The sequence below is a fragment of the Mycolicibacterium stellerae genome (assembly GCF_003719305.1).
Taxonomy (GTDB): Bacteria; Actinomycetota; Actinomycetes; order Mycobacteriales; family Mycobacteriaceae; genus Mycobacterium; species Mycobacterium stellerae.
This window is the reverse complement of record NZ_RARC01000025.1, coordinates 79,935-98,380: the sequence shown is the minus strand read 5'-3', so window position 1 is coordinate 98,380 and position 18,446 is coordinate 79,935. Positions and strand designations below refer to the sequence as shown.

The window sequence follows — 18,446 nt, the reverse complement described above, 5'->3', positions numbered from 1 at the left end:
CCAGCTCCCGCACCCGTGGACCCGCTCGCCCCGCCTGCCGACCCGCTCGCCCCGGCTGCCGACCCGTCCGCACCGCCCGCCGATCCGTTCGCCGCGCGACCCACAACCATTCCCGAGGGCACCCCGGCGGGTCAGAACCCGACCCCCTACACCGGTGATCCGGTGTTCCTCCCGCCGTCCTTCAACCCGGTCAACGGCTCCATGGTCGGCGTCGCCAAGCCGATCATCATCAACTTCCAGCGGCCAATCGCGGACCGCCCGATGGCCGAGCAGGCGATCCACATCTCGTCGAACCCGCCCGTGCCGGGCAAGTTCTACTGGATGAGCGACACCCAGGTGCGCTGGCGCCCGCTCGACTTCTGGCCCAAGGACACCACCGTCCTCATCGACGCGAGCGGTACCAAGTCGACCTTCCGCACCGGTGAATCGCTGGTCGCCACCATCGACGACAAGACGCACCAGATGACCGTCAGCCGGAACGGCAAGGTCGAGAAGACGTTCCCGGTGTCGATGGGCAAGCCCGACGGCAAGCACGAGACCAAGAACGGCACGTACTACGTCCTGGAGAAGTTCGCCGACATCGTGATGGACTCCTCGACCTACGGAGTCGCCGTCGACTCCGCGGAGGGTTACAAGCTGAAGGTCCAGGACGCGGTCCGGATCGACAACAGCGGAATCTTCGTGCACAGCGCTCCGTGGTCGGTCGGCGACCAGGGCAAGCGCAACGTCAGCCACGGCTGCATCAACCTCAGCCCGGCCAACGCGCAGTGGTTCTACGACAACTTCGGCAGCGGTGATCCGATCGTCATCAAGAACTCCGTCGGCACCTACAACCAGAACGACGGCGCCCAGGACTGGCAGATCTAACGCATTTCGTTGCGGCATTGACCTGACCGCGCCCAGGATGGGTTATGGCCCATCGGCCGCGCGTCGTCGCCGTGATTGTGTTGTTGATCGTGGCCGCTGTCGCGCTGCACGGGTACCTGCCGGGCGTCGAGACCCCGCCGCGAGAGCGGCCGACCAGCGGCCTCGGCAGCCTGTTCGCGGTCGTCGCGATGGTGGTGGTGTCGACGGCGATCATCGTCATCGCGATCGTCACGCAATCGCGGAGGCGACCCGCATCTCCTGGCGCAGGCGAACCCCCGCGGGAGATGGCGGGCGAGCGACGGCCGCTGACGTGGCGGATGGCTCTCATCTCCGTGGCCGTTGTCATTGCATGGCTGCTCCTGGTCGCGCTGCTGTCGCGGATGAACGCGCAGCTGGGCATCGAAGCGCCGACGCCCGACACGAGTACGCCGCCATCGGGCTCACCCCCACCCCCAGCTGAGCTGCCGGAGCCACCGCAGCCGTCGTCCGGCCTCTTCTCGCTATTGGCGGGGTCGATGGTGGTGCTCATGATGGCCGTGTTCGTCGGCGCGGCGATCGCGGGTCGCAGGCAGCGTCGTCGGGCCACCACACCGGTCTCGGCGGCAAGTGAATACCGTTCCGCCACAACGATGTCCACGTCTGATCCGCTTGCCAGGGCCGCCGAACTCGGGCTTGCCGAGGCGGGCGACCTGAGCCGCGAACCACGCGAAGCGATCATCGCCTGCTACGCCGCGATGGAGCGTGAACTCGAGAATTCTCCGGAAATCGTTCCGCGCGAGTCGGATACACCGTCGGAAGTATTGGCCCGTGCCGTCGAACACCACGCTCTGCGAGCCGACAGCGCAACCGGGCTCGTCGAGTTGTTCGAAGAGGCGCGGTTCAGCCCGCATGTGATGACCGAGGAACACCGTGAGACCGCGGTGCGGGTGCTCAGCCTCGTCCTCGACGAATTACGGAGCCCCGCATGACGCTCAAGAAGCTGGTGGCCGCCGGGCTGTGCCTGGTGATCGGCGTGCAGGTGCTGGCGATGCTGACACCCGACCGCCGCTTCGTCCTGGTGATCGTCGGGGTCGCGGTGGCCCTGGTGCTGCTGGCGCTGCGCTGGTATCTGGCGCGCGGAACGGGTTACGAGTCTGCCGAGCCGCCGATCAACGACGCCGAAGAGTCCTTGCGCCGCTGGCTGTCTCGGACCGAGACGCTGATCTCGTGGTCGGAGTCAACCCGGTCGGACTGGGACCGCCATCTACGTCCCATGCTCGCGCGGCAGTTCGGCATTGCCACCGGTCAGAAGCAGAACAAGAACCGCGACGGGTTCCGGGCCACCGGCCGGATGCTGTTCGGCGACGAACTGTGGGCCTGGGTGGACCCCGAAAACGTCGCACGAACCGATCAGCACGTGCCTGGGCCTGGCCGTGGCGCGCTCGACGAGATCCTTCGGAGGTTGGAGCAGGTATGACCCCTTCGTCACTGCCGGCCGCGACGACCACCGCCAACTGCGAAGCGGTACTCGACGAGATTCAACGCGTCGTGGTGGGGAAACGGTGGGCGCTTTCGCTGATCCTCACGTCGGTGCTCGCGCGAGGACACGTCTTGATCGAAGATCTTCCCGGCCTGGGCAAGACGTTGATCGCGCGGTCCTTTGCGGCCGCACTGGGTTTGGAGTTCACCCGCGTGCAGTTCACACCGGACCTGCTGCCCGCCGACTTGCTCGGATCGACGGTGTATGACATGCAGTCGGGCCGGTTCGAATTCCGGTCGGGGCCGATCTTCACCAACCTGCTGCTCGCCGACGAGATCAACCGGACACCGCCGAAGACCCAAGCCGCGCTGCTCGAGGCGATGGCCGAACGTCAGGTGAGCATCGACGGCGTCACTCACCGGCTACCCGACCCGTTCATCGTGCTCGCCACCGACAACCCGATCGAGTACGAGGGCACCTACCCGCTGCCCGAGGCGCAGCTTGACCGCTTTGCGATCAGGCTCGAACTGCGCTATCTGTCCGAACAGGAGGAGAACTCGATGCTGCGCCGCCGCCTGCAGCGCGGGTCGGCCGAGCCGACCGTGAATCAGGTGGTCGATTCCCATGATCTGATCGCGATGCGGGAATCGGTGGAGGAGGTGACCGTGCACGACGATGTGCTGGCCTACGTCGTCTCGCTGGCCAATGCCACCCGCCAGCATCCGCAGGTTGCCGTCGGCGCCAGCCCAAGGGCCGAGATCGACCTGGTTCAGCACGCGCGGGCACGCGCACTTCTGTTGGGCCGCGACTACGTGATACCCGAGGACGTGAAATCCCTTGCCGTTCCCACCATTGCCCACCGGATCAGCCTGAAGCCGGAGATGTGGGTGCGCCGCGTGCACGGCGCCGACGTGGTGGAGGAGCTCCTGCGCCGGCTGCCGGTTCCGCGGGCGCAGGCGTGATCGACACCCGCCGCACCGAAGCCGAGTTGCGTTGGCGTGCTTCACCGTTGACGCGCACGGTGGCCACCTGTGCAGGTGTCGTCCTTGCTGCTGTCCTGATCGGGTCGCGTTGGCAACTGATCGCGTTCGTCGCGCCACTGCTGGGTGTGCTGTGCTCGATCGGCTGGCAAAAGGCGCTGCCGAAGGTCTATGTGCACGCCGAGCCCGGCCTGCAGCGTTGCTTCGAGGGGGAGCAGACGCAGGTGAGCGTGTGGGCGAGCGCTGAACCCGACGACATCGCCGTGACGCTCGCGATAACCGGTGTTGACGGCATGCGGCTCGACGTCACGGGCGACGATCCCACAGGTAGGCGGACGGTCAGCGTCGCCGCCGACCGATGGGGCCGCTACCCGGTCCGCGCCACCGTCGGCATCGTCGCACCGGGCGGACTGCTGTCGGGCAGCGCGACGGTCGACGCCACCGACGTATTCGTGTTCCCCTTGGCCCCACCGCAATCCACCGCCATCCCGAAGACCGAACTGCTCGATCGGCTGGGCACGCATTTGACCCGGCACATCGGCCCTGGCGTCGAATACGCCGACATTCGGCCGTTCGTCCCCGGTGACCAGTTGCGGACCGTCAACTGGCCGGTGAGCGCGCGTCGCGGCAGCCTGCACGTCACCCAGCGGTTGACCGACCGGGCCGCCGACGTGGTCGTGCTGGTCGACATGTACTCCCAGCCGCCGGGTCCGGCCACGGCGGCGACCGAGCGGGCGCTGCGCGGGGCCGTCCAGGTCGTGCAGAGCGCGCTGCGCAGCGGCGACCGCGCCGGGGTGGTCACGCTCGGCGGGGGACGCCCGCGCTGGCTCGGCGCCGACATCGGCAGGCGGCAGTTCTACCGGGTGCTCGATACGTTGCTCGGCGCAGGCGACGAATTCGAAACCACCACAGGCACATTGGCACCCGGCGCCGCGCTGCCGCCGGGCGCGATCGTGGTCGCCTTCTCCACGATGCTCGACACCGAGTTCGCGCTGTCGCTGATCGACCTGCGCAAACGTGGACACACCGTCGTCGCCGTCGACGTCTTGGAAGGCGCGCCGTTCGAAGCCGGTAAAGACCCGCTGTTCACCCGGATGTGGACGATGCAGCGGTCGTTCATGTATCGCGATATGGGCACCGTCGGTGTCGACATCGTGTCGTGGCCGTCGGAGCACACCCTCGATCAGTCGATGCGGCTGGTGCCCGAGCATCGACGGCCGGTGCGGGGTCGGCGATGACGAACATTCTTCGCAGGGCCCACCCGCTGTCGACGGCATTCGGGCTGGTGATGGTCGCGGCGGCGGGATTCCAAACCGCCGGGCCCGCACTCATTTTCGCGATGCTGGCGGCGGGCGCAGTGCTGACGGGCATCCCGGTGCGGGTTGCGGCGACGGTGGCGGTGCTGTCGGCCGCCGCGGCGATCGTCGTCTCCGAAGCGCCACCGATGCTGGCCGCGGTGGCTGGCCTCTGCGCGGCCTGCTACCTGGTGTTGCGCTATACCGAGGGCGGCTCCACCCGGGTGCTGGGCGCGTCCGCGCCTGCACTGGTTGCGGCCCTTGGCTTTACCTTCGTCGGCGTGCTGGCGGCATCGTTTCCGTTCGAGCTGCCGTGGCTGCCGCTGCTTGCACCGTTGGCGGTGTTGGGGATCTACGTGCTGGCCACCCGGCCGTTCTACCAGGCGGCCGAGGGCAAACTGGAGATCAGTTCCAGATCCTGACCCGCCGCTGCGGCTCGAGGTAGAGGGCGTCGTCCTCGTCCACCTCGAACGCCTCGTAGAACGCGTCCATGTTCCTGATCACGCCGTTGCAGCGAAACTCGGGCGGTGAATGCGGGTCGACCGCGAGCCGCCGGATCGCCTCCGCATCACGGGATTTCGTGCGCCACACCTGCGCCCAGCCGAAGAACACCCGCTGCACGCCGGTCAGGCCGTCGATCACGGGCGCCGGCTCGCCGTTGCGGGACAGCTGGTAGGCCAGCAGCGCGATCGACAGGCCGCCGAGATCGCCAATGTTCTCGCCGACCGTGAAGGCGCCGTTGACGTGGTGGCCGTTGGACAGCGCGCGCGGCACGAACTCGTCGTACTGCTCGATCAGTGCCTTGGTGCGCGCCCCGAATTCGGCGCGGTCGTCGTCGGTCCACCAGTCCACCAGGTTGCCGTCGCCGTCGTACTTCGCCCCCTGATCGTCGAATCCGTGACCGATCTCGTGTCCGATCACCGCCCCGATGCCGCCATAGTTGGCGGCGTCGTCGGCATCGGCGTCAAAGAACGGCGGCTGCAGAATGGCTGCGGGGAAGACGATTTCGTTCATACCGGGGTTGTAGTACGCGTTCACCGTCTGCGGTGTCATGAACCATTCGTCGCGGTCAACCGGGCCGCCGAGCTTGGCCAGTTCGCGCTCGGAGCTCACGGCGTAGCCGCGGCGGTAATTGCCGTACAGATCGTCGCGCTCGATGACCAGCTTCGAATAGTCGCGCCACTTCGCCGGGTAGCCGATCTTCGGCGTGAACTTGTCCAGCTTGGTCAGCGCACGCTGGCGGGTGTCGGGCGTCATCCAGTCCAGCCGGCTGATGCTGACCCGATAGGCCTCCCGCAGATTGGCGACGAGTTCGTCCATCCTGGCCTTGGCGCCAGGCGGGAAATGCCGCTCCACGTAGAGCTTGCCGAGCGCATCGCCCATCAGGTTCTCCACCACCGAGACGGCGCGCTTCCACCGTTCCCGGATCGACTCGGTGCCGGACAGCGTGCGGCCGTAGAAGTCGAAGTCCTCCGCGACGAGGTCGTCGGTGAGCAGGAACGCACGCGCGTGGATCAGCCGCCAGCGGGCCCAGCGTTTCCAGTCCTCGAGGTCCGAGCCGGCCCACAGCGCCGCGAACGCGGTCAGGTAATCAGGTTGACGCACAACGAGTTCGGTGACCATCTCCGGGCTGGCACCCATCGCGCCGATCCAGCCGGCCCAGTCGAAGCCGGGAGCCTCTGCGGGCAGATCGGTGAACTTGCGCAGGTTGTAGGTGAGATCGGCGTCGCGTCGCTTTACGACGTCCCAGTGCGCGGCGGCAAGCTTGGACTCCAACGCGACGATGCGCTCGGCGGTGGCCTGCCACTCGCCGGGTTGGGGTTCCTCTCCGAAGACGAGCGCGAACATCGCGGCGATGTGGCGCGGATAGGCGGCCAGGATCTCGGCGTGCTGCTCGTCGCGGTAGTAGGACTCGTCGGGCAGTCCCAGCCCGGACTGGTTCAGGTGCAGCAGGTAACGCGTGGAGTCCTTGGAGTCGGTGTCGATGTAGGCACCGGTCCCGCCGCCGACACCGGTGTGCTGCAGCCCGCCCATCACCGAGGCGAGCGCGTCGGCATCTTCGGCGGCGTCGATCGCTGCCAGCTCGTCGAGCAGGGGCGCCACCCCGATCCGCTCGGCGGCCGCCTCGTCCATGAAGCTCGCGTACAGGTCACCGATGCGCTGCTGGTCGGTGCCCTTCTCGGCGTTTGCCGCGGCAGCCTGGTCGATGAGCTCGCGGATCTGCGCCTCTGCGCGGTCGTAGAGCGACCGGAACGCACCGTCGGTGGCCCGGTCGGCCGGGATCGCGTAATCGGCCAGCCAGCGGCCGTTCACGTGGCCGAACAGGTCGTCTTGCGGGCGGGCTTGTCCATCGACGTAGCGGAGGTCGATACCGGAATGAGTTGCTTCTACCGTCACCCCAACAGGGTGCCAGAAGTGCGGTAGGTACCCTCACGGCCATGCCCGACGACGAGCGCCCCGACGACGACGTCGCCGAGGACGACGGTCCCGTGTTTTCCGGGTACGGCGTCGCATCTGCAGCGCTCGGCCTGCTCTCGGCGGCTGCGATCGTCCTCGCGCTGATCATCTGGTCGGGCCACAAATCGGACGCCGACGAGCGCCGCTACCGGACCGAGGTGCTCGAAACCGCGGCCGCCTGGGTGACCGTGCTGATCAACATGAACTCCGGCGACATCGATTCCAGCCTGCAGAAGCTGCACGACGGCACGGTCGGCGAGCTGAACAACGAGTTCGAGGCGGTGGTCGAGCCGTACAAGAAGGTGGTCCAGACGCTGCAGAGCCAGACAAAGGGCCAGATCGACTCGGTCGCCATCGAGTCCATCTACCACCGTCCGCAGACCCTGCCCGACGGCAGGCCGGCGCCCCCGCCGACCCCGCAGCCCGCGCTCGCCGAGATGGTCAAGCGGACCGACACCGTGTTCGTGGTGGCGACGTCGATCAGTGACAACGTCGGCGGCAAGCCGCAAACGCTGCGGTGGAACGTGCGGCTCGACGTCTCCGATGTCGACGGCAAGCTGCTGATCTCCCGCCTGGAGCAGATCCAGTGAGGAACCGGCTTCGGGTGCTGGCGTTCGATGTCGCCGCGCCGCTCGCGGCGATCGCCGCCCTGATCTACATCGGCGTCGCGCTGGGATGGCCGCTGTGGTGGGTGTCGCTGGCATCGGTGCTGTGTCTGCTGATCGTCGAGGGCGTCATCGTCAACGCCGTGCTGGCGCGCCGCGACGGGGTGACGGTCGGCACCGACGACGACGGGCCGGTACTGCGATTGGCGGTCGTCGGGTTGGCGGCGGTCGCGTTGGTCGCCGCTGTGGTGATCGGCTACACGCAGTGGACGGTACCCGACCGCGCCATGGACGAGGACAGTGCGGAAGTCGTCGGCATCGCCAGCAGTGTGGCCGAGGCCAGCGCGACGTTCACACCGTCGAGTCCGACGGCGGCCATCGATCGCGCAACCGCGTTGATGTCACCGGACCGCGCGGACAAGTACAAGACCGAATTCGCCGCTGTGGCACAGCAATTGACGAAGAAGAATGTCTCGGCATCGGCCGCCACGATCTCGGCGGGGGTCGAGGCCATCGGCCCGCAGAACGCAAGCGTGGCCGTGGTCATGCGTGGCACCCAGAACGTGCCGGGTCAACCGCCCGACACGGCGGTGCTGGCGCTGCGCATCACGTTGGCGAAGGACAGTGGGCGCTGGCTCGTCGACGACGTGACACCGATCAACTCACGCTGAGCAGGCGAGCGTGCTCGACCTTCAGGCACCGGTCCATCACCACCTGCAGGCCTGCAGCCTCGCCGTCGCGGGCCACCTGCTCGTCGGCTAGGCCCGACTGCAGCCACAGGGTTTTCGCGCCGACCTTGATCGCGTCGTCGAGGACCGCGGGCAGATGCTCGTGGCGCCGGAAGACGTCGACGAGGTCGGGGACCACCGGTAGCGCCGCCAGGTCCGGGTATGTCGGCGTGCCGTCGATGTCGCTGACGGTCGGATTGACGAGGTAGCACGCGTAGTCACTGGCCGACTCGAGGTAGCGCCAGACGGAGTAGACGGCGCGGGCCCGATTGGCCGATGCGCCGACGATCGCGACAGTGCGCGTTTCGCGCAGGATGCGATCGATATCGGTGCTCAGTGAGGGCCGCCGCCCGTGCGGGGGGCCTTCATCTTCGCGAAGCGATCCGACAGCCGGCTCATCCGCACCATCAGCGAGGCGGACGGGCTGGTCTTGCCTTCGAGGTAGCCGGCGAGTTCCTCGCCGGGTACACCGATGCGCGACGCGAATTCCTGTGGTTTGAGCCCGGACCTGCCGAGCAGCACCCGAATCTGGCGGGCGACTTCGGCGCGTTCGTTGGCTTCCAGGCTATCCCTGGTGCGGGTCAGCACCTCTGACAGTGCCTTCGAAACCCCATATGGCCGTGTCGATTCCAACACCTCCTCGACTTGGCGCGCGGTCCTGCCGTACGGATCGCGCTTGATGGCGACGACGATGCGCTGCCATACCGTCAGGTCATCGGTTTCCAGTGCCTCGCGGATCGCGGCCGTCGGCCAGAATTCCACCGGCTGGTCGTCGTTGGCCGGGCGGCGGGACCGCTTCGGAGCGCCGGTGGGTATGCGTGCGGTGGCAGCGTCGCGGCCGGCGTCCACAGTCACCGTCACCTCGCCTCCTCCAGCATCGCGACCGCCACCGACAGGCACCGCTCCCTGACCTTGGCCCAATCAGCCTCCGCCTCGGGGCCCGACATCGGGATGTCGAACTCATCCGACGGATGCGGATCGGCCAATCGGCGCACCAGCTGGGTGGCCACCCATTGTTTCCTGGATGGCTCACCACAGTAGTACCGATCCATTCCGGCCAGAACCACAGCAGCGGTTTGAGTCTCCATCGAGTCGACCAAATCGGCAAACTCAGCGAAATCTTTCGTGCTGTTCCTGCACATGATCAGGTAGCTCTTCAGTCGCAGCGTCTCGGCGCCCGTCGGTATCGACAGCCGGTCGCCGGTCGGCAGTTGGACGTTGGTGGTCTCCATCGGGCTGTTGCGTTCCACCGGCGGGCGGTCCGTTTCGGCCTCGGTCTCCAGCGCGTCGAGGGCCACCGACAGCCGGCCGCGCCACATCGTCACGGGATGCATCGGCCGCGGACCGCGCTTCAGCTTGACCGTCTTGCCGTTGCCGACGACGTTGGTGTGCGAATGGCCGTTGGCGTGCAGGGCGTTGACCAATTTCGGGCCGTTGGCAGGCAGGCAGCCGCTGAACGCAAGGGGATCGGCGACGGAGATCGTGTGCGGGGCCATGTTCTTCAGCTTGGCCGCCGACTTGACCACCGTGCGGATGTCGATGCCCGACGCCGCAAGCGTCGAGATGTCGTCGGGGATGATGACCAGATCGCCGATGTCGGCCTTGGGAAGCGGCTTCTCGAAGTCCACCGACGGCAGGATGCGGTCCAGCCAGCAGGGCAGCCACCAGTTCCATTGGTCGAACATCGCCATGAGTGCGGGCACCAGGATCAGCCGCACCACGGTGGCGTCTACCGCGATGGCCACCGCGCACGCGACGCCGAGTTGGGCGACAAGCGGCATGCCCGCGAACGCGAAGCCGATGAACACCGCGATCATGATCAGCGCCGCACTGGTGATGGTGCGCGCGCTGGTGCTCACGCCGTAAGCGACGGCGTCGCGGGTGTTGTTGGTCTGCAGGAACCGCTCCCGGATACGGGTCAGCAGGAAGATCTCGTAGTCCATCGACAACCCGAACGTCATCGCCAGAACCAGCGGCGGGATCGTGCTGTCGAGCGACGAGATCGGCCGGAAGCCCAGCTCTTCGAGCCAGCCCCATTGGAAGACGATGACCAGGCTGCCGTAGGCGGCCGCCACCGACAGCACGGTCATCAGGACGCCCTTGAACGCCAGGAACACCGACCGGATGGAGACCAGCAGCATCACGAACGCGATGAGTGCAACGAACCCGAACACTGCGGGCTGCGTCTTGCTGACCCGGTCGTCGAAGTCCTTGATCAATGCGGTCGGGCCGCCGACGTCGATCGTCGCGTTGTCGCCGACCACCGGGGGCAGCTCGGCCCGCATCCAGTCGACGGACTCTCGGGAGGCCAGGTCCTCGGGGTCCACCGACAGCACCGCCGAGATCAGCGCGCTGCGGTAGTCGTTGCCGAACACCGCGGGCTGCACGGTGACCACGTTGGGTGCCTGCGACATCCGCTGTTGCACCTCTTGCAAGAGTGGTTCCTTGCCGGGCGCCGACGCGGGGTTACCGTCGGGGAACGTCACCAGAACGCGGATCGGGCCGAGCGCGCCGGGGCCGAGCGCATCGGCCGCCGCGTTCACGCCGCCGCGGATCTCGTGCGTCGGGTCGAACTGCCGCTGCATGCTGTTGCCGAGCACCATCGAGAACGCCGGTGCGGCCAGCGCAAGCAGAAGTACTGTCGCGCCAAGCGCCGACAGCCATGGCCGCCGCATCACCCAGCCGGTCCATCTGGTCCAGAACCGCGACTGTGTGGTCTCGGGCCGTCGCGACCAATGCAGTAGCCACGACCGTTTGGCCGCCGCCCGTCCGAACGTGGCCAGCACCGCGGGCGTCAGCGTCGTCGAGGTGAGCACGGCCACGGCCACCGCGAGGATCGCGCCCGTCGCCATCGACTGCAGCACCGGCGTATTGATCAGGTAGATACCTGTCACCGACGCGATGACAGTCAGACCGGACAACACGACGGCCAGGCCCGAGGTGGCCATTGCGGCGTCGGCGGCCTGCTCCGGCTCGCGGCCGGCCCGTAGTTCCTCTCGGAACCGCATCAGAATGAACAGTGAATAGTCGATGGCCAGTGCGATGCCGAACATCGACACCGTCGACGTCACGAACACCGACATCGTGGTGTACATCGACAGCAGATAGACCAGGCCCATGGTGACCGCGACCGTGCAGATTCCGAGGACCAACGGCATGGCGGCGGCGGCCAGCGAGCCGAACACCGCGAGCAAGACAATCAGGACGATCGGAAGGTTCCACTGTTCGGCCTGGGCGATGTCGTGTTTGGTGGCGGCCGTCGCAGCGGCGCCGAGCGCGCCCTGGCCGATGACGTAGAGCTTGACCTTGCCGTCGGAGAACTCGCCCGGCTGGTCGCCGTTGATCCCGACCTTCTGACGCAGCTGCTTGGCCACGTCGACTGCACCGGTGTTGTTGAAGTCCAACTGCAACGTCACGACGTAGGGCCGGTCCGGCTGGGGCGGCGGCTGCTGCGGGTTTGGCACCACCTTCACGCTGGGCACCTCGCCGGCAAGCCGCTCCAAATGCGCCACCGCGGCGTCCATGTCCGCGAAGGACGCATCGGCCCGCGGCGCCGCGACCAGGGCCAGCGGTGACGCCCCCTGGTCGGGGAACTGCTCCTCTAGCTCCTGCTGGACGTAAAGCGACTGCGAACCGGCGACCTCGAAGCCGCCGCCGGTGAGGTGGCCGGACTGGTTCATCCCGAGGTACACCGCGGGCGCGAGCAGAAGTAGCCACACCACGAACACCGCCCAGCGGAATCTGCGCAGGCCACTGCTCAAGCGCATCATGAACTGCTGGATAGCTTTCCCGCTTTCTCCCCGGCCCGGGTTACGTAGCGTGAGGATATATCAGCGTGCGACCGCCGGAAGCGGCCTAATTGACGCCTTAAGCTGCTCTAACCGACCTCTGGGAGTAGCGTCGGCTTGCTGTCGGCTCCCTATTGCCTGGCGTTCACCTGCGGGTTCGGTTGCTGGATTGGCCGCGCCGTTGCGCCGATGGCATTATGTCATCCTGGCCGCCACCGCTCCGGTGCCCCTTTGACCGCCAGCCGCAGCGGTTTGCGAGGCACCCGCTGCCTGCAAATCGTAAGGAGTTCATCGATGACCCCGACACACGCGCCTGCCCGTCGCATCCTGTTCGCCGCGTTCGCGGTCTGCGCCGCAGGCGGCGCCACGATCGCCGCACTTGCTGTTCCGGCGGGGTCGGCCATGCCGTCGGCAACCGCCGCATCGGATCCGTGTGCGGCCAGCTCGGTGGCCAAGACCATCGGGACAGTGGCCAACTCCACGGGTGCCTACCTGGACTCCCACCCGCAGACCAACCAGGCCCTGACGACGATCTCTCAACAGCAGGGCGGGCCCCAGTCGCTCGTCGCGCTGAAGACGTACTTCGACGCCAACCCGCAGGCAGCCAAGGATCTGCAGACGCTGCAGCAGCCGCTGACGGATCTGTCGGGCGAATGCAGGCTGCCGGTGACCGTGCCGCAGATTCTCGGTCTGCTGCAGGGCGCACAGCAGGGCGGCGGACTGCCCGGCGGTTTGCCAGGATCGCTGCCCGGCGCCCAGTCTGTCGGGATGCCGGGCACTTCCTTGCCTGCTCAGTCCTCTCCGGCCTCGGTCGTGACGCAGGGTACCGGCCCGCTGCCGGGTCCGGCGACGGTCGCCACGCGGTAGCTGGCCGAGCCACCACCGCGCAGCGGTCGCGACGCTGAGCTGGGGTTTTTGAAATTTTAAGTATCGGTTTCGCCGCAAGGCAGGAAAGTCGGCAGCGATTCTGATTAGCTTTCGGTGTGTGTAACCGCGATGGTTACTGCCACAACTCATTCGATGAAGGAGCCTGTAGATGTTGCTCTCTGCCCGTACTGCGCGGCGTGCGGTAGCTGGCGCGGTCGGAACCGGTGCGCTCGCCGGTGCGATGCTGTTCGGCGCTCTTCCGTCGGCGATGGCTGAGGAGCCCGCCAACTGCACCGCGGCCGACCTGGCATTCACGGCCGCAGGCGTCTCCAAGGCGACGTCCGACTATCTGTTCAGCCATCCAGACGTCAACTATTTCTTCACCAGCCTCGAGGGCAAGAACCGCGACGAGGTGCGCACCGAGGTGGACAAGTACATGAACGCCAACCCGATCGCGAAGGGCGAGCTGACCGGCATCCGCCAGCCGCTGGTGGATATCAAGAATCGCTGCGGCGACACCAACGGCGACGGCATCGCTGACACCCCGTAACCCGGGTGCGGGTCGGGGGAGAGCCGCCCGCCCAGGAGAGCACCGGTCGAATGGTGCTCATGGTCGACGACGATCCGGACGTCAGAACATCCGTGGCCCGAGGGCTGCGGCATTCGGGCTTTGACGTTCGGGTTGCGGCAACCGGGAAAGAGGCCCTGCGGCTCCTGTCCAACGAAAAACACGACGCCCTCGTTCTGGACGTCCAAATGCCCGAACTCGACGGCGTCGCGGTGGTCACCGCGCTGCGCGCGCTCGGCAACGACATCCCCATCTGTGTGTTGTCGGCGCGTGACACCGTCAACGACCGGATCGCGGGTCTGGAGGCAGGCGCCGACGACTATCTGACCAAACCGTTCGATCTGGGTGAGCTGGTGGCGCGGCTGCACGCACTGCTGCGCCGGACGAGTCTGTCCGACCAGTCGTCGGACACCATGACGGTCGGCCCTCTGACCATCGACACGGCGCGCAGGCTGGTGTTCGTCGACGGTGAGCGGGTCGATCTGACCAAGCGTGAATTCGACCTGCTGGCAGTGCTTGCCGAGAACGCCGGTGTGGTGCTCAGCCGCCAGCGGCTGCTCGAATTGGTGTGGGGTTACGACTTCGACGTGGACACCAACGTGGCCGACGTGTTCATCAGCTACTTGCGGCGCAAGCTGGAGCGCGACGGGCTGCCGCGGGTCATTCACACGGTGCGCGGGATCGGCTACGTGTTGCGAGACGAAGCTTAGAGACGAGCAGTGAGTGCGCCGGTTACCGAAGGTTCGTTCCCTCTCGCTGCGCACCAGGGTCGCGCTGGCCGCCGCGACCGCGGCCGCCGCCGTCGTAGCGGTGTTCACCATCCTGACATCGGTGGTTCTCGCCAATAACGATGCCGCACAACTGGATCGGCGGTTGGACTCGATCGTCGAGGCCAGCATGTATCCCGATCAGTTGTCCGACCCGCGGCAGGGTGTGCTGACCACCGGCCGGATGGAATCGACCGGGCAGGTGGTCTTCCAGCGCGGCCTTCAGCTGCCGCCGCTTCAACCCGGCACAGCAGACGTCGTGGTGAACGGCGTCGACTACCGGGTCCGCACCGTTCCCGTTGAGCAGCAGGGCGGTGTGCTGATCTCGATCGGCATCCGCGCCGACAGCATCCTGTTGAGCAGGGCGCGGATCCCGTTCTACGTGGCGGTGGGTCTGGTGACGGTGTTGATCGCCGCGGGCATGGGATGGCTGTTGTCCGGGCCGGCGATCCGACCGCTGCGGCGGCTCACCGAACACACAAGGCGGCTCGGCAAAGGGACCGAGGAGATGCCCGAAGTACACGGTGTCCGCGAGGCAGAGGAACTGTCCGAGGCGATGACGGGCATGCTCAGCCGGCTCGCCGCCGCACAGCAGGCCACCCAGAACTCGCTGCAGGCCGCCCAGGATTTTGCGGCGAACGCCGCTCACGAGTTGCGCACCCCGTTGACCGCGATGCGGGCCGACCTGGACACGTTGCGCATCCACGACCTGCCCGCCGATGAGCGGGCCGAGGTGGTCCTCGACCTGTCCCGGGCTCAGCGACGGGTCGAGGCGATCATCACCGCGCTCGGCCAACTCGCCTCCGGTGAGCTTGCACAGGTCGAGGACCGCGAAGTCATCGACGTGACCGATCTGCTCGACCGGGTGGCAAGGGAGAACATGCGGCCCGGCGGGTCGGTGGAGGTCGTCGTGGAGGCCGACGACAACCTTGGCACCATCTGGGGCTGGCCGGGCGGACTGCGGCTGGCCGTCGACAACATGGTGCGCAATGCCGTCAACCACGGACCGGCGACCAGGATCATGCTGTCGGGTCGCCGGATCGACGGCTCGATAACGATCACCGTCGACGACAACGGACGCGGGCTGCCGGCAGACGAGCACAACAACGTGCTCGGCCGCTTCGCGCGCGGAAGCACCGCTGCGCCAGGGGGTTCGGGACTGGGGCTGGCGCTGGTGGCCCAGCAGGCCACGCTGCACGGCGGGAGTATCGTGCTGTCGGACAGCCCGCTCGGTGGGCTGCGTGCCACCCTGACGGTGTCGGCAACGGATGAGCCGCAGTGGGATTCCGACGATCAGTACTGACCGGGGCGGCGGGCGATGGCCGCAACGGCGACGCGCCAGCCGAGCAGCACAACCGCCGTCGCAGCGGATGCCACCACGACGAAGCTGACCGCGACACCTGCGGAAGTGGCCTTGCGCAAGAGCATTCCGATCACCACCGTGGCGACCCACACCACCAGGCCGGTCGGAGTGATCGCGGTCGGACGCCGCCAGCCGCGGACAAGCAGCCAGCCGACCGCGGTGCCGACAAGGAACGGCCATGCGGTTTCGGCAACGCCCGCGACGGTCAGTCCTTCGGCATGGCTGCGGCGTCCGATGGTGCAGAACACCAGCACGCCGAAGACGTCCGCAAGCGCCGCAAGGGCGCTATTTCGTTTCATAGGTCATCACGTCGAGATCCATTGGGATCACCTTGGTTTCGTCTCGCTTGGCAACGCCGGGCTGCATTGATGCCTGCTCTCCGTCCAGAAGCGGGCCGAGCGCGTCTGCGTTGATGACCCTTGAGTCGAGCGTGAACGAGGTGAAGACGAAGGGCAGACCGTCAGACCGCAGCGGATCCGGGGTGCTCATCACATGGAAGTGCAGATGTGGCGCGTCGGTGTTGCCGGTGTTGCCCACCGAGCCGATCACCTGACCCGCCGTCAGTTGATCTCCGGGTTTCACCTTGACGGCGCCGGTCTTGATGTGCGCGTAGAGCGCATAGTTGCCGTCACCGAGGTCTTGCACGATGTGGTTTCCCGCGTATTCGTTGAGGGCAAGACCGGTCGGGGACTTACCGGGTACCTGCTCGGGCAGCCCGTCGACGGCGCCCACCACGGGACCGTCGGCCACCGCGTGGATATCTGCACCGAAGTAGGGATAGCTGTCCACCTTGGTCTGGTCGCCGGTGAACAGCAGGCCGTCGGCCCCCAGTTGCACGTAGTCGATCGCGAATCGCTCTGCGGCCCATAGCCCGCCGTCGATCGGGTTGAGCGCCATGCGGTGTGCCCCCATGTCGCAGCAACCGTTGCCGTCAAGCCATCCCGGCCCCGACAGCGGCGGCGAGATGACCACCGGCTTGCGGGTCTGCACGGTGACCGGCGCGACGACTTCGGTCATGGTGGCGGGAAACAGCGGCGGAATAGGCTTGGGAACCGAGATGCCGACCGTGTGCAGCAACGCGGTCGGCATGGCCGCATCCTTGTCCAGCGCGACGTCGAGCCACACGATCGCGGTTTGAGCTGGGCCTAGTTTCGTTGCGGGAGAGGGTGTTCCGATGATTCGCGTCCAGTAGGGGAGTCGATCACCTGACAGCTCCAGCAGGGTCCGGTCGCCCTCGCGGACGGCGACCGATGTCAACGTCACCTCCTGGTCGAGGACGTTGGTGAGCTTGAGTTCGTAGGCAAGGTGAACCTTGCCGTCGGTGCCGGGTACCGGGACGGGGGCCGCGACGACGTCGGCCACCACTGGGGTGGCGACCGGGGGGCCGGTCGTCGGGCTCGGTGCCGGTGACGCGGCCGACGTGGTCGCCGACTCCGACGACGCGGTGCTGCCCGACGGCGCCTCCGACGGCGAGCAGGCCGCTGCGAGCACTGTGAGAACGGCGAACACCGCTGAGATGGGTACAGATCGGCGGTTCACAGGTCTCCTACGGATCGGGTTGGCGCCTTGGCTCGGGTTCGGACGCGGGTTCGGGCGAGTCCGCTCCGTCGAACGGGGCGTCGGGGTCGACGTCCTTTTCGGTGCGGAACATGAAGAAGAACACCACCCAACCGATCAGGGCGATGAATATCCAGCTGACCAGTCGATAGATCAGCATCGCAGAGATCGCGGCAGCCAGTGTCATTCCGCTCGAAACCAGACCGGGCACCAGCACCGCTTCGACGACCAGCAGCCCGCCGGGCATCAGCGGAATCGACCCAACCGCCCGAGCCGCCGCGTAGGCGACCGTCAGCCCGGCCAGCGACGGCTTGCCGCCCGCGGCATAGGCGGCGAAGGCCAGACACGCGACGTCGGCGATCCAGTTGAACAGCGACCAGCTGAACGCGATCGTGAGGTCGCGGCGGCTCAGGCTGACCGACTCCAGTTGCGCAAGGTGTTCCCGCCACCTGTCCACCCCGGTGTCGGACGGTTTGCCGCGCAGCGAGTTGAACCGCGAAAGCACTCTGACCCCGATGCCGTCGATCAGATCGGGCCGCGATGCGACCGCCTGCGCGAGGAGCAGCAGGGCGATGAACCCGCCGAGCGTAAAGATAAGGGAGAACGGGCTTTTGGACGCACCGAGCAGGAACGCGCCGCCCAGACCGAGCAGGGCGAGACCGACCACCTGCAGCACACCCGACATCACCAGCTGCCAGGACGCCACCACCGGTGAGGCGCCCCAGATCCGCTGCTGGCGGTAGATGAAGGTGGCCGACAGCACCGGGCCGCCTGGCATGGTGGTCGACAGCGCGTTGCCCGCGTAGAAGGCGGCTTCCGATCGCCACTGGTGCACCTCGACGCCTGCCGACTTCAACAGCGTGCGCTGGATCTGGGCGAAGCTGTGCATCGATGCCATCGCCGCGACGACCGCGGCGAGCACCCACAGCCACTTGGCCGCGTACAGGCTGTGAAATGCCTTGAGTAACTGGTCCCACACCAGGGTGACCTCGACCGTCAGCACCACCACGGCGACGCCGATGATCGCCCAGCGCAACCACCAGTATTTGCCGCGGCTGGTTCCCCCCTGGCTGCCGGCGCCGTTTGCCGCCGCGTCGTGGGACACGAGTAAAGGGTAGCGGTGACGGTCTCCTACCGGCCGTTAC

Annotated in this window: 19 protein-coding genes; 12 read left to right on the top strand and 7 right to left on the bottom strand. The window is 67.1% G+C overall.

All coding sequences use genetic code 11. The features are described from left to right. From D6M19_RS24950 to D6M19_RS24925, 6 genes are all read left to right on the top strand, one after another. Nucleotides 1-867, top strand: an 867-nt coding sequence (locus D6M19_RS24950; RefSeq protein WP_123027966.1) for a L,D-transpeptidase, incomplete at its 5' end; no start/stop codon positions are given. A gap of 44 nt (nt 868-911) precedes the next feature. Further along, on the top strand, nt 912-1,835 hold the full coding sequence (locus D6M19_RS24945) for a DUF4129 domain-containing protein (protein ID WP_123027950.1): 924 nt from the start codon (nt 912-914) through the stop codon (nt 1,833-1,835). Then, nucleotides 1,832-2,323: a hypothetical protein gene (locus D6M19_RS24940; protein ID WP_123027949.1), complete on the top strand. Its 492-nt coding sequence runs from the start codon at nt 1,832-1,834 to the stop codon at nt 2,321-2,323. The genes D6M19_RS24945 and D6M19_RS24940 overlap by 4 nt, the downstream gene beginning before the upstream one ends. After that, nucleotides 2,320-3,288 (top strand): AAA family ATPase, encoded by a 969-nt coding sequence (locus tag D6M19_RS24935; protein WP_123027948.1) that lies wholly within the window; start codon nt 2,320-2,322, stop codon nt 3,286-3,288. Before D6M19_RS24940 ends, D6M19_RS24935 begins: the two co-directional genes overlap by 4 nt. Then, nucleotides 3,285-4,544: a DUF58 domain-containing protein gene (locus tag D6M19_RS24930; protein WP_123027947.1), complete on the top strand. Its 1,260-nt coding sequence runs from the start codon at nt 3,285-3,287 to the stop codon at nt 4,542-4,544. Before D6M19_RS24935 ends, D6M19_RS24930 begins: the two co-directional genes overlap by 4 nt. A 5-nt stretch (nt 4,545-4,549) precedes the next feature. Continuing rightward, on the top strand, nt 4,550-5,023 hold the full coding sequence (locus tag D6M19_RS24925) for a hypothetical protein (protein WP_407665404.1): 474 nt from the start codon (nt 4,550-4,552) through the stop codon (nt 5,021-5,023). Here D6M19_RS24925 and D6M19_RS24920 read toward each other — a convergent pair. After that, nucleotides 5,007-6,998, bottom strand: coding sequence for a M13 family metallopeptidase (locus tag D6M19_RS24920; RefSeq protein ID WP_123027945.1), 1,992 nt, complete (start codon nt 6,996-6,998; stop codon nt 5,007-5,009). The genes D6M19_RS24925 and D6M19_RS24920 overlap by 17 nt on opposite strands. 41 nt (nt 6,999-7,039) lie before the next feature. Between D6M19_RS24920 and D6M19_RS24915 the strand changes: the two genes are divergently transcribed. After that, nucleotides 7,040-7,648, top strand: coding sequence for an Rv1363c family protein (locus D6M19_RS24915; protein WP_123027944.1), 609 nt, complete (start codon nt 7,040-7,042; stop codon nt 7,646-7,648). Next, the gene (locus tag D6M19_RS24910) at nt 7,645-8,334 is read left to right on the top strand and encodes a hypothetical protein (RefSeq protein WP_123027943.1); all 690 of its coding nucleotides are present in this window, start codon (nt 7,645-7,647) and stop codon (nt 8,332-8,334) included. Before D6M19_RS24915 ends, D6M19_RS24910 begins: the two co-directional genes overlap by 4 nt. Here D6M19_RS24910 and D6M19_RS24905 read toward each other — a convergent pair. The 3 genes from D6M19_RS24905 to D6M19_RS24895 are packed head-to-tail and all read right to left on the bottom strand — an operon-like array spanning nt 8,321 to nt 12,161. Then, nucleotides 8,321-8,728, bottom strand: a complete 408-nt coding sequence (locus D6M19_RS24905) for a CoA-binding protein (RefSeq protein ID WP_123027942.1) — start codon at nt 8,726-8,728, stop codon at nt 8,321-8,323. The two genes, D6M19_RS24910 and D6M19_RS24905, sit on opposite strands and share 14 nt — an antisense overlap. Further along, nucleotides 8,725-9,252: a helix-turn-helix domain-containing protein gene (locus D6M19_RS24900; protein WP_123027941.1), complete on the bottom strand. Its 528-nt coding sequence runs from the start codon at nt 9,250-9,252 to the stop codon at nt 8,725-8,727. Before D6M19_RS24900 ends, D6M19_RS24905 begins: the two co-directional genes overlap by 4 nt. Next, nucleotides 9,249-12,161 (bottom strand): MMPL family transporter, encoded by a 2,913-nt coding sequence (locus D6M19_RS24895; RefSeq protein ID WP_123027940.1) that lies wholly within the window; start codon nt 12,159-12,161, stop codon nt 9,249-9,251. The genes D6M19_RS24900 and D6M19_RS24895 overlap by 4 nt, the downstream gene beginning before the upstream one ends. A 312-nt stretch (nt 12,162-12,473) precedes the next feature. On the opposite strand from D6M19_RS24895, the gene D6M19_RS24890 reads away from it, so the two are divergent. From D6M19_RS24890 to D6M19_RS24875, 4 genes are all read left to right on the top strand, one after another. Beyond that, nucleotides 12,474-13,046: a hemophore gene (locus tag D6M19_RS24890; protein WP_123027939.1), complete on the top strand. Its 573-nt coding sequence runs from the start codon at nt 12,474-12,476 to the stop codon at nt 13,044-13,046. A gap of 169 nt (nt 13,047-13,215) precedes the next feature. Then, complete coding sequence (locus tag D6M19_RS24885; RefSeq protein WP_123027938.1) at nt 13,216-13,596, top strand: heme-binding protein; 381 nt, start codon at nt 13,216-13,218, stop codon at nt 13,594-13,596. Between the two features lie 50 nt (nt 13,597-13,646). Further along, a complete protein-coding gene (locus tag D6M19_RS24880; RefSeq protein WP_206428629.1) occupies nt 13,647-14,324 on the top strand; it encodes a response regulator transcription factor in 678 nt (225 codons plus the stop codon). Between the two features lie 13 nt (nt 14,325-14,337). Continuing rightward, entirely contained in the window at nt 14,338-15,684 is a 1,347-nt protein-coding gene (locus D6M19_RS24875; RefSeq protein WP_123027936.1) for a HAMP domain-containing sensor histidine kinase, read from the top strand. Here the strand turns inward: D6M19_RS24875 and D6M19_RS24870 are convergent. From D6M19_RS24870 to D6M19_RS24860, 3 genes are read right to left on the bottom strand one after another with little or no spacing between them, the layout of a single operon-like run. After that, nucleotides 15,675-16,043, bottom strand: a complete 369-nt coding sequence (locus tag D6M19_RS24870) for a DUF3054 domain-containing protein (protein ID WP_123027935.1) — start codon at nt 16,041-16,043, stop codon at nt 15,675-15,677. The two genes, D6M19_RS24875 and D6M19_RS24870, sit on opposite strands and share 10 nt — an antisense overlap. After that, entirely contained in the window at nt 16,030-17,283 is a 1,254-nt protein-coding gene (locus D6M19_RS24865; protein ID WP_234835035.1) for a M23 family metallopeptidase, read from the bottom strand. Before D6M19_RS24865 ends, D6M19_RS24870 begins: the two co-directional genes overlap by 14 nt. Before the next feature lie 7 nt (nt 17,284-17,290). Next, a complete protein-coding gene (locus tag D6M19_RS24860) occupies nt 17,291-18,406 on the bottom strand; it encodes a lysylphosphatidylglycerol synthase transmembrane domain-containing protein (protein ID WP_123027934.1) in 1,116 nt (371 codons plus the stop codon). Between the last annotated feature and the right edge of the window lie 40 nt (nt 18,407-18,446).